The 13,497-nt window shown below is 68.7% G+C and carries 12 protein-coding genes; 3 read left to right on the top strand and 9 right to left on the bottom strand.

The features are described from left to right. Positions 1–8: 8 nt before the first annotated feature. The 9 genes from HPO96_RS28770 to HPO96_RS28730 all read right to left on the bottom strand — a co-directional run bounded on the left by HPO96_RS28770 (position 9) and on the right by HPO96_RS28730 (position 8,262). The gene (locus HPO96_RS28770; RefSeq protein ID WP_171677499.1) at positions 9–617 is read right to left on the bottom strand and encodes a hypothetical protein; all 609 of its coding nucleotides are present in this window, start codon (positions 615–617) and stop codon (positions 9–11) included. After that, the gene (locus HPO96_RS28765) at positions 614–1,261 is read right to left on the bottom strand and encodes a hypothetical protein (RefSeq protein WP_171677498.1); all 648 of its coding nucleotides are present in this window, start codon (positions 1,259–1,261) and stop codon (positions 614–616) included. Before HPO96_RS28765 ends, HPO96_RS28770 begins: the two co-directional genes overlap by 4 nt. 68 nt (positions 1,262–1,329) lie before the next feature. Then, positions 1,330–1,971, bottom strand: coding sequence for a choice-of-anchor M domain-containing protein (locus HPO96_RS28760; RefSeq protein WP_171677497.1), 642 nt, complete (start codon positions 1,969–1,971; stop codon positions 1,330–1,332). Further along, on the bottom strand, positions 1,968–2,612 hold the full coding sequence (locus tag HPO96_RS28755) for a choice-of-anchor M domain-containing protein (RefSeq protein ID WP_171677496.1): 645 nt from the start codon (positions 2,610–2,612) through the stop codon (positions 1,968–1,970). The genes HPO96_RS28760 and HPO96_RS28755 overlap by 4 nt, the downstream gene beginning before the upstream one ends. Beyond that, on the bottom strand, positions 2,591–3,454 hold the full coding sequence (locus HPO96_RS28750) for an anchored repeat-type ABC transporter permease subunit (protein ID WP_171677495.1): 864 nt from the start codon (positions 3,452–3,454) through the stop codon (positions 2,591–2,593). The genes HPO96_RS28755 and HPO96_RS28750 overlap by 22 nt, the downstream gene beginning before the upstream one ends. Next, positions 3,451–4,197 carry an anchored repeat-type ABC transporter ATP-binding subunit gene (locus HPO96_RS28745; RefSeq protein ID WP_171677494.1) on the bottom strand — a complete coding sequence of 249 codons (747 nt, stop codon included), beginning with the start codon at positions 4,195–4,197 and terminating at the stop codon, positions 3,451–3,453. Before HPO96_RS28745 ends, HPO96_RS28750 begins: the two co-directional genes overlap by 4 nt. Next, complete coding sequence (locus tag HPO96_RS28740) at positions 4,194–4,952, bottom strand: choice-of-anchor M domain-containing protein (protein ID WP_171677493.1); 759 nt, start codon at positions 4,950–4,952, stop codon at positions 4,194–4,196. Before HPO96_RS28740 ends, HPO96_RS28745 begins: the two co-directional genes overlap by 4 nt. After that, on the bottom strand, positions 4,949–6,487 hold the full coding sequence (locus HPO96_RS28735) for an anchored repeat ABC transporter, substrate-binding protein (protein ID WP_171677492.1): 1,539 nt from the start codon (positions 6,485–6,487) through the stop codon (positions 4,949–4,951). Before HPO96_RS28735 ends, HPO96_RS28740 begins: the two co-directional genes overlap by 4 nt. Next, a complete protein-coding gene (locus HPO96_RS28730) occupies positions 6,484–8,262 on the bottom strand; it encodes a TIGR03773 family transporter-associated surface protein (protein WP_171677491.1) in 1,779 nt (592 codons plus the stop codon). The genes HPO96_RS28735 and HPO96_RS28730 overlap by 4 nt, the downstream gene beginning before the upstream one ends. Positions 8,263–8,579: 317 nt before the next feature. Here HPO96_RS28730 and HPO96_RS28725 point away from each other — a divergent pair, with 317 nt between their 5' ends. From HPO96_RS28725 to mfd, 3 genes are read left to right on the top strand one after another with little or no spacing between them, the layout of a single operon-like run. Continuing rightward, complete coding sequence (locus HPO96_RS28725; RefSeq protein ID WP_171677490.1) at positions 8,580–9,218, top strand: 50S ribosomal protein L25/general stress protein Ctc; 639 nt, start codon at positions 8,580–8,582, stop codon at positions 9,216–9,218. 45 nt (positions 9,219–9,263) lie between these two features. Next, a complete protein-coding gene (gene pth / locus HPO96_RS28720; RefSeq protein ID WP_171677489.1) occupies positions 9,264–9,839 on the top strand; it encodes an aminoacyl-tRNA hydrolase in 576 nt (191 codons plus the stop codon). An 11-nt stretch (positions 9,840–9,850) separates the two neighbouring features. Continuing rightward, positions 9,851–13,474, top strand: a complete 3,624-nt coding sequence (mfd, locus tag HPO96_RS28715) for a transcription-repair coupling factor (RefSeq protein ID WP_171677488.1) — start codon at positions 9,851–9,853, stop codon at positions 13,472–13,474. The last annotated feature ends 23 nt before the right edge of the window (positions 13,475–13,497 follow it).

The raw sequence follows: 13,497 nt of genomic DNA, 5'->3' as shown, positions 1-13,497 counted from the left end.
TTCAGCAACTAGTGTGCCCTGAACTCCTCGAACACGTAAGGGTCGATGCGTTCCAGCAGGCCGTCGAAGGCCGCGGTGCTGTGTCGTACGACGTCCGCCGTCCAGTAGCCGGCGTTCCAGGCGAGCAGCACGTTGCCGTCGACTTTCCACTGCAGCTTCGGGTAGGTGAGCAGCCACTCCATGACCCGCGGCGTCAGTACGGCGCTCGCGTACCGCCGGTCGAAGCACTCGACCGAGAACGTCCGGTTGAACTCGGCGCTCTCGAACTCCAGATTCCCCGGCAGCATGGGGTTTTTCGGGAACACCGCCAGCGGCGGCAACGCAGTTGGCAGGCTCACCGCCACGACGTGACATTTGGCCGCAGTCGACGAACGCATGGCCTGGTAGGTGAAGTCACAAGCCCACACCCGTTCGCCGCGAACCATCCGCTCTGCGTTCCCCTGCACCCCGAACGCGCGCTCTGCCGCCGCAGCGAGCCATGGCTCAACCGGCGCCTCGCCGAGTCCGATACTGGCCACTCTGTCCCGGAAGAACGCCTGCTGCCGGCGCTGCACCCGCAGATACAGCGCACCGAGCCCAGCCGCCAGCACTGCGATCACTACGAGCGTGATGGTCATGCGCCGTAGTCCCTCAGTACGAACGGCGGAATGCGGTCGAGGACCCCTTGCAAAGCCTCCAGACGGGCCAGTAGGTCCGGGATGGCGAAGGCGCCGTACGCCCAGGACACCAGCGCGTTGCCGGCCAGTTGCCACTCCAGTGCGGGGTTGGCCAGCATCCACTCCATCAGCCGCGGGTGCAGAACAGCCGAGGCATACCGCTGGTCCTGGCAGTCGACCCGGAACGCGTCGTTGAAGGCCTGGCTCTCCAGTTCGATGTCGGCACTGAAGGCCCGGCGAAGCGCGGAGTCATGCGAGACCGTGAGCGGAGGCAGCGCTGCGGGCAGGTTCAGCGCCACCAAGTGCACTGTGTGCGTCTGCGAGCTCTTCCCATTGCTGGTCGTGTACCTGTACTCGAGAACGCAAAGCCCTCGCCCACGAAAGTCTCCGGCGAACATCTCACCCGGCGCCCCGTTGGTGTAGAGCCTGGCGGCCACCTCAGCCAGCCAAGGGCTCGGCGGCGCCGGAAACCAGCCGTACTGAGCCATAGCGTGCGCTCGCTGCTGCAGAGCCTCCCGGCGACGCTTGACATAAGCCAGCAGAGCCAGCGTCCCGCCGACGACGACCACACCGCCCACCAGATAAAGCACGAGCATCAAAGCCACCGCGTCAACTTAGCCGAGAGGTGGGTGCAGGGGGCCTGGCGCCAGGCCCCCTGCGGTTCACGGTGGTGTTACGGCTGAACGGTGAAGGTATAGGTCTTCTGGCCGGTGGTGATGGCAGTGCCACCGGTAGTCGTGGCGGTGACTTCGAAGACGGCGGTGTAGGTGCCGGCGGCTCCGAAGGCCCAGTTGGCGTGGGCGTGGGTGTTGATGGGGAGGGAGCGGGTGTCGGGGAGGCCGTTGCCGCTGTCGAACCAGATGGTCGGCGTGCCGAGGGAGCTAGTGGTGTAGACGGCGACGTCGTCCGGTCCGCTGACGGAGACGAGCTTTACGGCGACGGTGTTGCCGGAGAGGACGCCGCTGGGGACGCCTTCGGTGCTGAAGCCCGGCCAGACGATTCCGGTTGCCTGCGTCTGCGGCAGGATCCAGACTGGGTCGCCAGGTGCGCCCAGGAACGAGTACGCCGAACCCGACGGCACCGTCGTCTTGCTGGCCGACACCGCGTTCAGTACGACGTCGGCCGGGGCCCGGTCGACAGCCGGGGTGACGGTGCCGTCCCTGAGGTCCAGGGTCAGTGCGGAACCCGTCCAGTCCACGTCGATGGCGTCGACGTGGCCGGACGAGATGGTGGTCAGTGCGAACGCCGGAGTGACGGCGAGGACAGTGGCGGCGACACCGGCGACCAGGGCGCCGGCTACCGCACGGGCCGTCACTGCTGCACCTTGAAGGTGTAGGTGGCGACGGTCGAGGTGACCTTCTTGCCAGTGGCGGCCAGCGTGCCGCTGACCTTGAACTTCAGCTTGTAGGTGCCGGCGGCCTCGAAAGCCCAGTTGGCGTGCAGGTGGCCGCCGGCCGTCGTGTTGATGGCGTCCGGCAGTCCGTTGCCGCTGTCGGCCAGCCGGGTCGGCGTACCGAAGGCATCCGTGGTGAAGATGCTGAAATCGGCCGGGCCGGTCACCCCGACCAGCGTGACCTTCAGCGCGTCGTTGGTGAACACACCGGAGGCGATCTCCTCCGATCCGATACCCGGCCAGAGCAGCTCCGGGTCCTGGACCTGCGGCAGCACCCAGGCCGGGCTGCCCGGCGCACCGAGGAAGGCATAGGCCGGATCGTTCGGTACGGCGATCTGCGCGCCCGGCTTGGCAACCAGCTGGACTTCGGCGGGGGTGTACTCGGTGGCGCTCTCCTCGTCGTGCACGTGGACGTTGAAAGCGTTGTCCTCCCAGGCGATGCCGACGACGTCGACGTGACCCTGGTCGAGGACGACAGAGGTGGTGGCGGTCGCTGGGACGGCGACGCCGGTCAGCGCGAGGACTGTCGCGGCGGACAGCACTACGCGGTGGGACTTGCGCATGCGTTTCCTTTCAATGGACGGGACAGCAAACCGTGCTTGGGCGCGAACACCCAGCAGGCGATGAACACCGCCGTGGCGGTGAGCACGATCAACCCGCCGGCGGCGAGGTTGAAGGCGTAGGAGAGGTAGAGCCCGGTGAGCCCGGAGCCGGCGCCGATCAGCGGCGCGATCAGCATCATCACGCCGATCCGGTCGGTCAGCAGGCGGGCACAGGCAGCTGGGGTGATCAGCAGCGCCAGCACGAGGATGTTGCCGACGGCCTGGATCGAGATGACGATCGCGACCGTCACCATCGCGTACAGCGCGAGGTCGAGCCAGAAGATCGGCAGACCGACCGACCGCGCGGTCTCCCGGTCCAGGCCGACCGTGACGAACTCCTTGTGGAAGGCGCCGGTGACCAGCAGCAGTACGGCGCCGGCCACGCCGACTGTGATCACATCGGCGTTTCCGATCCCTAGTACGGACCCGAACAGGAACGACTCCAGTGAGCCGCCGTAACCGGGTGCGGTACTCATGACGACGATGCCCAGGCCGAAAGCGCCGGCGAAGAAGACTCCGATCACGGTGTCCTCCTTGAGCCGCCGGTTCTGCGAGAAGATCGCGACCGACACCGCTGTGGCGAGTCCGGCGACGATGCCGCCCAGAACCAGGCTGGTCTTCAGTACGAACGCAATCGCGATCCCTGGGAACACCGAGTGCGCCACGGCGTCCCCGATGAATGCCATCCCGCGCAGCGCGACATGTGTCCCGATGACGCCGCACACGACGCCGGACATCAGCACGACCAGGAACGCACGCTGCATGAACACATGTGTCCACGGCTCGGTGAAGAACTCGATCATCGCGTCACTCCCAGGCTGTGCAAGAGCTGTTCGGACCGGGCGACGCCGAACGCGCGCAGCCAGACCGCCGGGTCGCGCAGCTCCTCAGGCGGACCATCTGCGACGACCGTCCCGTTCAGCAGACACAACCGATGACAGGTGTCCGCTGCGGCCGGCAGATCGTGCGTAGTCATCAAGATTGCGGTCCCCTCCGCAGTAAGGTCCTTGAACAGCCGCGTGAGGATCTCCTGCGTTGGTACGTCGAGACCGGTGAACGGCTCGTCCAGCAACAACAGCTGCGGCCGCAGTGCCAGCGCCCGCGCGACCAGCACTCGCTGCCGCTGGCCGCCGGACAGCTCACCGATCGGCCGGTTCGCCAAGTCAGCCAGGTCAACGCGTTCCAGTGCCTCCTGTACGGCGTCCCGGTCGGTCTGCCCCGGACGGCGCAGCCAGCCGATGCGGTGCGTCCGCCCAGTCATCACCGCAGTGCGGACCTGCACCGGGTAGTCCCAGACGAACTCGTGTCGTTGCGGCACGTACCCGATCGAGCCGCGCGCGGCGGACGGCGTACTGCCGTTGATCGTGATCGTTCCTGCGGTGACGGGCAGCAGTGCGAGCAGCGCACGGAGCAGCGTGGTCTTGCCAGCGCCGTTCGGACCGATCAGGCCGACGTGTTCGGAGGCGGCGATGCTGAGGTCGACGTCGTGGAGGACCTGACGTCCGGCCAGTTCGACGGCGACTCCGCTGACAGTGAGAACAGTCATCGGCGCTTCCTGACTACGACGGTTCCGGTGGTTGCGAGCACCAGAACGACCGCACCGACGACGAACCACCACACTTCAAGCCCGCTGCCGTCGGACTGCGCAGCTGCCGGGGCTGGTGTGGCGAACGCCGTCCGTACGTCACCGTCACCGGCGTAGATGCGCAGCGTGCGGCGGTCGGTGACTGTGGTGCCGTCGGTGAGCTTCGCGGTCATCGCGACATCGAGCAGGTAGGCGCCTTGGGTGTCGAACGTCCAGTTGCCGTGGACGTGGGTGTTCACGTCGACGCCGGTCTGCTGCGGGAAGGGTTTCCGGCTGTCGAACACCTCGTGCGGCTTACCGAAGTCCGAGTTCAGGAAGAGTGTGAACGTGCCTGGCCCCTGCACGCCTTCGAGCGACCAGGTCACCTCGCGATCGACCCGAGTCGCCACTTCCCGGTCCTGCGTGTTCCAGCCCGGCCAGACGATGCCGTCCTGCTGGACCTGCGGAATCACCCAGACCGACTGCCCCGGCTTGCCCAGGAACTGGTACGCCGGGTCGTTCGGGACGGCGATCTTCGCCTTGCCGTTCGCCTGGACGACGACGGCGTCGAGATCACGCCAGGTCTCCGGATCGGTGGTGTCGTCGCGGAGCTGCACGGTCCAGCGGCCGTCGGCGAACCGGGGGCCGAGGTCGACGTGACCGTTGCTGATGACAACAGGTTCGGCGGCCGGCGCGAGTGGCGCGACGGCGAGGAGGAGGGCGGCGAGCAACTTCATCGGTGATCTCCCAGGCAGCGCTTCAGCTCGTCGGCGTTGTGGCGCATCATGTCCACGTACGTGCGGGCGTGGTCGTCGAACGAGTCGCCGTACAGCGAGCAGACCTGGACGCCCTGATCGCGGGCGACCTGGATCAGCACCGAGGCCCGCTGCGCCAGGTTCGGCTCGGTGAACACGGCCGGCACCCGCAGGTTGCGGATGGTGTCGGACAGCTTGCGCACCTGCTCGACACTCGGCTCCTGCGCCGGATTCGGGACGACGAAGCCCGCGACGGTCATTTCGTACGCCGAAGCCAGGTAGCCGAACGCATCATGCGTCGTGACGAGCTGGCGCCGGGCGGGCGGAATGGTGGCGAGGGTCGTCCGGACGTAGTTGTCGAGGTCGTCCAGCTTGGCCAGGTAGGCCTTGGTGTTCGCCTCGTAGGTCTGCTTGCCGTCCGGGTCGGCGGTGCTCAGCGTGTCGCGCATCAGCTGGGCGTACGCCTTGGCGTTGGCGACGTCCTCCCACAGGTGCGGGTCGATCTCGCCGTGTACGTGCTTACCCAGAACCGCCTGTGGCAGCTGGTGGATCTGCGTGCCGGGCTTGCCGAGGAAGCTGAAGCGCTGGTCGTCCGGGATCGGGACCAGTGCCTTGTTCGGGACGTCGATCACCACGTTGCCGGCTGGGACCTGGGTCTGAGGTGCTCCGACCTTTCTGGCGTCGGAGTACGCGTACACCTGCCCCGAGTCCAGGTCGACGGTCAGATCGGTATGGCCGTCGTCCAGAACGGTCGCTGGGCCGCTGCTGGCCGGTTTGACGGTGTGCGGCTCGACACCGACCGCGAAGGTGAAGGTGCCTTGGCCAAGTGGCTGGAGCTTCCCGTCGTTGTTGTCGAGGGCACCGGTCAGCGTCAGGCGGTAGACGCCCGGTTTGGTGAAGGCCCAGTTCAGATGCGTGTGGGCGGCCGGCGGCAGCGTCGTACTGTCGGATTTGTCGAGGCCATCGGTGGAGTCGAAGTACTTGTCGGGTTGGCCGAGGGACTCCGTCAGGTAGGCGACCAGCTGGCCCGGACCGTCGAGTTTGGTCGCGGCTAGTTGGACGGACGATGTCCTGGTCGCACCGCGCTGTTTGCCGGCGCCGCGGACGCGGAGTCCGAGCCAGAGGACGTCCAGGCCGATGTTCTCGACCAAGGGGATGACGTTGGCGCCGTACGACTCGGCTGCTTCGGCGAGTGAGACGTTCGGTGCGTCCTTGGCGGCGTTCGCGTCGATCGTCTTGATCAGGCTCTGCGGCTCCAGTAGTAGGTGGTTGGTGAAGGTGACGTCGGCCTTGGCTACCCGTTTGGCGTCTTTGGGCGTGGGCTCGTACGAGTGCGGGTCACCGCCGGGTGGGACGAGGCTGCTGGCCTCAACACGGTCACCGCCTACCTGCTGCGCCAGGTCGGCCAGGATCTCGGTGGTGGTGACGACGTTCAGCTTGTCGGTGCTGCTGCTGGTCGTCGCGCCACAGGCGGTGAGCAGGGTGAGGCTGAGGGCTACTGCGGCCGTGCGCTTCATCGGGTGCCTCGGCGGGCGACCAGTAGGAGGCCGGTGCCGAGCAGGAGGAACAGAACTGCTGCTGCGATCCAGCCGGGGCTGACGTCGGCACCGGTGGCGGCCAGGCGGCAGTTCGGGTCCGGTGTGGCTACAGCTAGAGGTGCCTCGGCGGGGATGGAGCGGGCACCGCCCGGCGCCACTACGACGGTGAGGGTGTTGGTGGCGGTCTGGGTGCCGGCTGCGTGGGTGAAGGTGAGGCGGTAGGTGCCGGGCTTGGTGAAGGTCCAGTTGCCGTGGGCGTGGGTGCCGACGGGGACCTTGTAGGTGTCGGGGAGGCCGTCGGCGGAGTTGAAGATGATCTGGGGCTGGCCGAACGGGTTGAACTCGAAGATGGCGAAGCGGCCGGGGCCGGTGAGCTTGTCGAGGCGCCAGGTGAGTTGGTCGCCGGGGAGCTGGCCGGGTTTGAGCTCTTCGGTGTTCCAGCCGAGCCAGATGACACCTGTCTTCTGGGTCTGGGGGATCTGCCAGACGGGGGTGCCTTTGGGGCCGAGGAAGCTGAAGGCGCCGCCGGGGGAGGTGGTGCCGGCTGCGGCGGTCAGGCGGATGGTGACGTCTTTCGGGTCCCGCCACGTCGGGGCGCCGGGTTGGGTGCCGTCCTTGATGCGGGTGCGGAGGACGCCGTTCTCCAGGCGGGCGGCGTAGTCGGCGTGGCCCGTTTGCAGGGTGGTGGTTGTCGTCGTTGGGGGCTGTGGGGGCGGGCTGAGGGTGGTGGGGCGGGGGGATGTGGTTGGCGGGCTGGTGGTCGGGCTGGGGGTGGTGATGCAGGCTCTGGTGTCGGCGGCTGTCCCCGGCGCTCGGACTGGCGTGGTCGTCGGTTGACTGGCCGGGGGAGTGGGGCGAGGGGTGGGTGCGGGGGTGAGGGGTGGGTGCTGGGTTGGGGAGTTGCTGGGGGCGGCGCTGGGTGACGGGGGTCCGCTGGGTGTGGGGGTGGGTGACGGGGGTTCGGTGGGTGATGAAGGTCCGGTGGGTGTGGGTGATGGCGGGCTGGTGGGGGAGGTGGTGGGCGGGGTTGGGGAGCCCGGCGGAGTGCCGGGTGGGGTGGTTGGCGGCGTGGTGGGTGGGGTGTAGGGGCCTACGGCCCAGGTGTAGGTGGTGGGTGGGGAGGTGAGGTGGGTGCCGGTGGTGGTGGTTGCGGTGGCTTGGAAGGTGAGGGTGTAGGTGCCGAGGGCGGAGAAGGACCAGTTGGCGTGGACGTGGCGGCCTACTGGCTGGCGGAGGGTTCGGTAGGCGGGGTCGACGGAGCTGAAGAGGCGGGGGACGGTGCCGCTGAACTCGTCGTAGTTGAAGAAGACCTCGACGGCTCCGGGGCCTTCGGCGGACAGCAGGGTGAGCTCGATGCTGTCGTCGCGGAAGACGCCGGTGGGCAGGGTTTCGGTGTCCCAGCCGGGCCAGATCAGCTCCGGGTCCTGGGACTCGGGGGCGATGAAGACGGTGCTGCCGGGGGCGCCGAGGAAGGCGAACGCCGGCAGGTCGGGGAGTTCGGTGCGGGCCGAGCCGCGGTCCTCGAGGTTGAAGACCAGGTTCGCCGGGTCCGCCGCGCGGTAGTCGCCGGTGCCGATCCGGGTCGCGAGTTTCAGGGCGGCGCCGTCGTACGTCGGGTGCAGGGCGTCGGTGTGGACGGCGCGCAGCACCTCGGGCGCGGCCTGCGCCGACAGCGGCACGAGCAGGCAGAGCGCGCCCAGGACGAGGCTCAGGAACGCGGACAGCAGGGCAGGACGGGAGTGCGTGGCGGTCACAGCCGCGGACTTTATCTGACTTGACAATCATTTTCAGTAAGGCGGTTCGATTCCGGGCCTGTTGACGCCCAAAACTCGCTGTCCGGCAGGCGGGCAACGGCCCCGGCCCCGGATTTCTGATCTGAGCGCCCGAGTGGGTAGACTGTCGAGGTTGCCTCGGCGAGGGACGCCCCCCGAGAACTGATGGGCGCGGCTCCGTGATCGACGCGGTGGTTCGTTGCTTGATGCCTTCTCGGTGTCAGCAGGCGCCCGCTGAGGCCGCAGCCGAGTTTCAGCCAGTCAACAGATCACCGCAACGCATCTGAGGAGTTCATCTCGTGGCCGAGGTCAAGATCCAAGCCGAATCGCGTTCGGAGTTCGGCAAGGGTGCTGCCCGCCGAATCCGCCGGGACAACAAGGTGCCCGCCGTCCTCTACGGCCACGGCAGTGACCCCGTGCACATCACGCTGCCCGGTCACGACACCATGCTGGCCCTGAAGACCGCCAACGCCCTGCTGCTGATCGAGGTCGCCGGCGGCGAGAGCCACCTGGCGCTGCCGAAGCAGGTTCAGCGCGACCCGCTGAAGGGCACCATCGAGCACGTCGACCTGGTCATCGTGAAGCGCGGTGAGAAGGTCCAGGTCGAGGTCGCCGTCCACCTCGAGGGCGAGGCCGTCAGCGACGCCCTGGTCGTCACCGAGCACACCACGGTCCTGGTCGAGGCCGAGGCGACCCACCTGCCCGAGCAGATCACCGTCTCGATCGAGGGTCTCGAGCCGGGCGCCCAGATCCACGCCTCCGACCTGCAGCTGCCGTCGGGGACGACGCTGGCCGTCGAGCCGGAGACGCTGATCGTCAACGTGACCGCGGCCCCGACCGCCGAGCAGGTCGACGCGGAGCTGTCCGACGCCGAGGCCGAGGCCGGTATCGAGAAGGACGAGCCGGCCGAAGAGCCGGTGGCCGCCGCCGCGGAGTAATCTGCACCGCGCAGCAGCACACACTTTCAGGAAGGGCCGGGATCCGTGGCGGACGACGTGTGGTTGGTCGTCGGGCTGGGGAATCCCGGCCCTTCCTATGCCCGCACCCGGCACAACATCGGCCACCTGGTCGCCGATGAGCTGGCCGCGCGCACGGGCGGGAACTTCAAACAGCACAAACAGGTCCGCGCCGAGGTCGTCGAGACCCGGATCAGCGGCATCCGGACGGTGCTGGCCAAACCGCGCTCGTACATGAACGAGTCCGGCGGCCCGGTCTCCGGCCTGCTCAAGTTCTTCAAGGTCGACCCGGCCCACCTGATCGCCGTCCACGACGAGCTGGACATCGACTTCGGCGTCCTGCGCTGCAAGTTCGGCGGCGGCGACAACGGGCACAACGGCCTCAAATCGCTGCGCAAATCGCTTGGCACCGGTGAGTACTATCGAGTGCGGTTCGGGGTGGGTCGTCCGCCGGGCCGGCAGAGCCCCGCCGACTTCGTGCTCAACGAGTTCTCCGCCGTGGAACGCAAGGATCTCCCGTTCGCCGTCGACCGGACGGCGGATGCCGTCGAGTCGCTGATGACCGCGGGTCTCGAAGCCACCCAAGGGCTGTACAACTCCTGATTGGACAACGCGTGAAACTGAGCGGTCTCGTCGACACGCTGATCACCGATCCGGTGGTCGCCGACGCGGTCCGGGACGCCCACGCCGACGGCGTCAGCACGCTCGACCTCGCCGCGCCGGGCCCGATCCGGCCGGTCCTGCTGGCCGCGCTCGCGGCCGCCCAGGGCGCCGACCGCCCGGTGCTCGCCGTCACGGCCACCTTCCGCGAGGCCGAGGAGCTGACCGAGGCGCTGCAGTGCCTGGTCGAGCCCGGCTCGGTCGCCTACTACCCGGCCTGGGAGACGCTGCCGCACGAGCGGCTCTCGCCCCGCTCCGACACGGTCGGCCGCCGCCTCGCCGTACTGCGGCGCCTCGCGCACCCCGACCCGTCGGACGAGACGACCGGCCCGATCAAGATCCTGGTCGCGCCGGTCCGATCGGTGCTGCAGCCGCAGGTCGCCGGGCTGGCCGATCTGAAACCCGTGCAGCTCCATGTCGGCGACACCGTCGACCTCGAGGACGTCGTGACCGCGCTCGCGGGAGCGGCGTACAGCCGGGTCGACCTGGTCGAGCGGCGCGGCGAGTTCGCCGTCCGCGGCGGCATCATCGACGTCTTCCCGCCGACCGAGGAGCACCCGCTGCGGGTCGACTTCTTCGGCGACGACGTGGAGGAGATCCGGTACTTCGCGGTCGCCGACCAGCGCTCGCTGGAGGTCGCCGAGCACGGCTTGTGGGCGCCGCCGTGCCGCGAGCTGCTGCTGACCGACGAGGTCCGCGCGCGGGCCGGCGTCCTCGCCAAGGAACACCCCGAGCTGGCCGAGCTGTTCGAGAAGCTCGCCGAGGGCCACGCGGTCGAGGGGATGGAGTCGCTCGCGCCGGTGCTGGTCGACGACATGGAGCTGCTGGTCGATCTGATGCCGGCCGGCACCCATGTCGTGGTCAGCGACCCGGAGCGGGTGCGCGCCCGGGCACACGACTTGGTCGCCACCAGCCAGGAGTTCCTGGAGGCGTCCTGGGCGGCCGCGGCCGGCGGTGGCGAAGCCCCGATCGATCTCGGGGCGGCGGCGTACATGTCGCTCGGCGACGTCCGCTCGCAGGCGCTCGGCAAGGGGCTCGCGTGGTGGAGCCTGTCGCCGTTCTCCGCCGCGCCGGACGACGCTCCCGAGCTGCGCGACTCGATGGGCGAGCGGGTCTCGTTCAGTATCGACACCGACGCGGGAGCCGTGCGCAGTAAGACGATCGCGGCCCACGAGGTCGATCCGTACCGCGGCGAGACGGCGTCCGCGATCGAAGACATCCGCGGCTGGCTGCGCGACGGCTGGCGGGTCGTCTGCGTGACCGAGGGCCAGGGCCCGGCGCAGCGGCTGGCCGAGGTGCTGTCGGACGCCGAGGTCCCGGCGCGGCCGGTCGACGGGATCGCCGGCGTGCCCGAGCCGGGGGTCGTGCTGATCTCGCAGGGCGCGCTCGACCACGGGTTCATTGCCGATGGCATCAAACTCGCGGTGCTCACCGAGAACGACCTGGCCGGCCAGCGCTCGGCGGCCGAGCGCCGTTCCCAGCAACGGATGCCGTCCCGGCGGAAGAAGTCCGTCGACCCGCTCGAGCTGCAGCCCGGCGACTTCGTCGTCCACGAGCAGCACGGCGTCGGCCGGTATGTCGAGATGATGCAGCGCACGGTCGGCACCGGCAGCCAGAAGACCACTCGCGAGTACGTCGTCGTCGAGTTCGCCCCGAGCAAACGCGGCCAGCCGGGCGACCGGCTCTACGTGCCGACCGACCAGCTCGACCAGGTCACCCGGTACGTCGGCGGCGAGCAGCCGACGCTGGACCGGATGGGCGGCGGCGACTGGGCCAAGCGCAAGGGCCGCGCCCGCAAGGCGGTCAAGCAGATCGCCGGCGAGCTGATCAAGCTGTACGCCGCGCGGCAGGCGACCAAGGGGCATGCGTTCGCCAAGGACACCCCGTGGCAGCGCGAGCTCGAGGACGCGTTCCCGTTCGTCGAGACCCCCGACCAGCTGGCCACCATCGACGACGTGAAACGCGATATGGAGCGCGTCATGCCGATGGACCGGATCGTCTGCGGCGACGTCGGCTACGGCAAGACCGAGATCGCCGTCCGGGCCGCGTTCAAGGCCGTTCAGGACGGTAAGCAGGTCGCCGTTCTGGTCCCGACCACGCTGCTCGTGCAGCAGCACTACGCGACGTTCGCCGAGCGGTACGCCGCCTTCCCGGTCACCGTGGCGCCGCTGTCGCGGTTCCAGACCGACAAGGAGGCCAAGGAGGCGCTGGAGGGCCTGGCCAACGGGTCGATCGATGTCGTGATCGGCACCCACCGGCTGCTCTCGGGCGAGGTCCAGTTCAAGGATCTCGGGCTGGTCATCGTCGACGAGGAGCAGCGGTTCGGCGTCGAGGCGAAGGAGCAGCTGAAGCGGCTGCGGACGGCGGTCGACGTCCTGACGATGTCGGCGACGCCGATCCCGCGGACGCTGGAGATGTCGATCACCGGCATCCGGGAGATGTCGACGATCGCGACCCCGCCCGAGGAGCGGCATCCGGTGCTGACCTTCGTCGGCGCGTACGAGGAGGGCCAGGTGACCGCGGCGATCCGGCGCGAGTTGCTGCGCGAGGGCCAGGTCTTCGTCGTCCACAACCGGGTGAACACGATCGAGAAGGCCGCCGCGCGGATCCGCCAGCTGGTACCCGAGGCGCGGGTCTCGGTCGCGCACGGCCAGATGAACGAGCACACTCTCGAACAGGTCATCCAGGACTTCTGGGAGAAGCGCTCCGACGTGATCGTCTGTACGACGATCGTCGAGTCCGGGATCGACATCTCGAACGCGAACACGATGATCGTCGAGCGCTCCGACCTGCTCGGCCTGTCGCAGCTGCACCAGCTGCGCGGCCGGGTCGGCCGGGGTCGCGAGCGGGCGTACGCGTACTTCTTCTTCCCGCCGGAGAAACCGCTCACCGAGACCGCGCACGACCGGCTGGCGACGATCGCGCAGCACGCCGATCTCGGCGGCGGGATGGCGGTCGCGATGAAGGACCTGGAGATCCGCGGCGCGGGCAACCTGCTCGGCGGCGAGCAGTCCGGGCATATCGCGGATGTCGGCTTCGACCTGTACGTCCGGCTGGTCGGCGAGGCCGTCGCGGAGTACCGCGGCGACACCCAGGCCGAGGAGCCCGAGGTCAAGATCGAGCTGCCGATCGACGCGCATCTGCCGCACGACTACGTCCCGTCCCAGCGGCTCCGGCTGGAGATGTACCAGCGGCTCGCGGCGGTTCGGGACGCCGACGGCATCGCCGAGCTGGTCGAGGAGCTGCACGACCGGTACGGCGACATCCCGCAGCCCGTGCTGAACCTGATCGAGGTGGCGAAGTTCCGCAACCACGCCCGCGCGGCCGGTCTGCAGGACGTGACGCTTCAGGGCTCGAACATCCGGTTCGGGCCGGTGGATCTGCCCGATTCGAAGGTGCTGCGGCTGAACAGGCTGTACCCGAAGAGTCTGGTCAAGCCGCAACTGCGTACGATCCTGGTGCCGAGACCTGCCACCCGGCCGATCGGCGGTCAGCCGCTCCGCGACCAGGAGCTGCTGCAATGGTGTACCCGATTGATCGACGACATCGTCGCCGAACCGGTCGGAGCGACGGCGTGATCACGAGCAAACGAGGAGATTCG

This window comes from Kribbella sandramycini (assembly GCF_013131805.1).
GTDB classification, from domain to species: Bacteria; Actinomycetota; Actinomycetes; order Propionibacteriales; family Kribbellaceae; genus Kribbella; species Kribbella sandramycini.
Note: the sequence above shows the minus strand (reverse complement) of the source record. Positions and strands in the feature narration are given on the sequence as shown.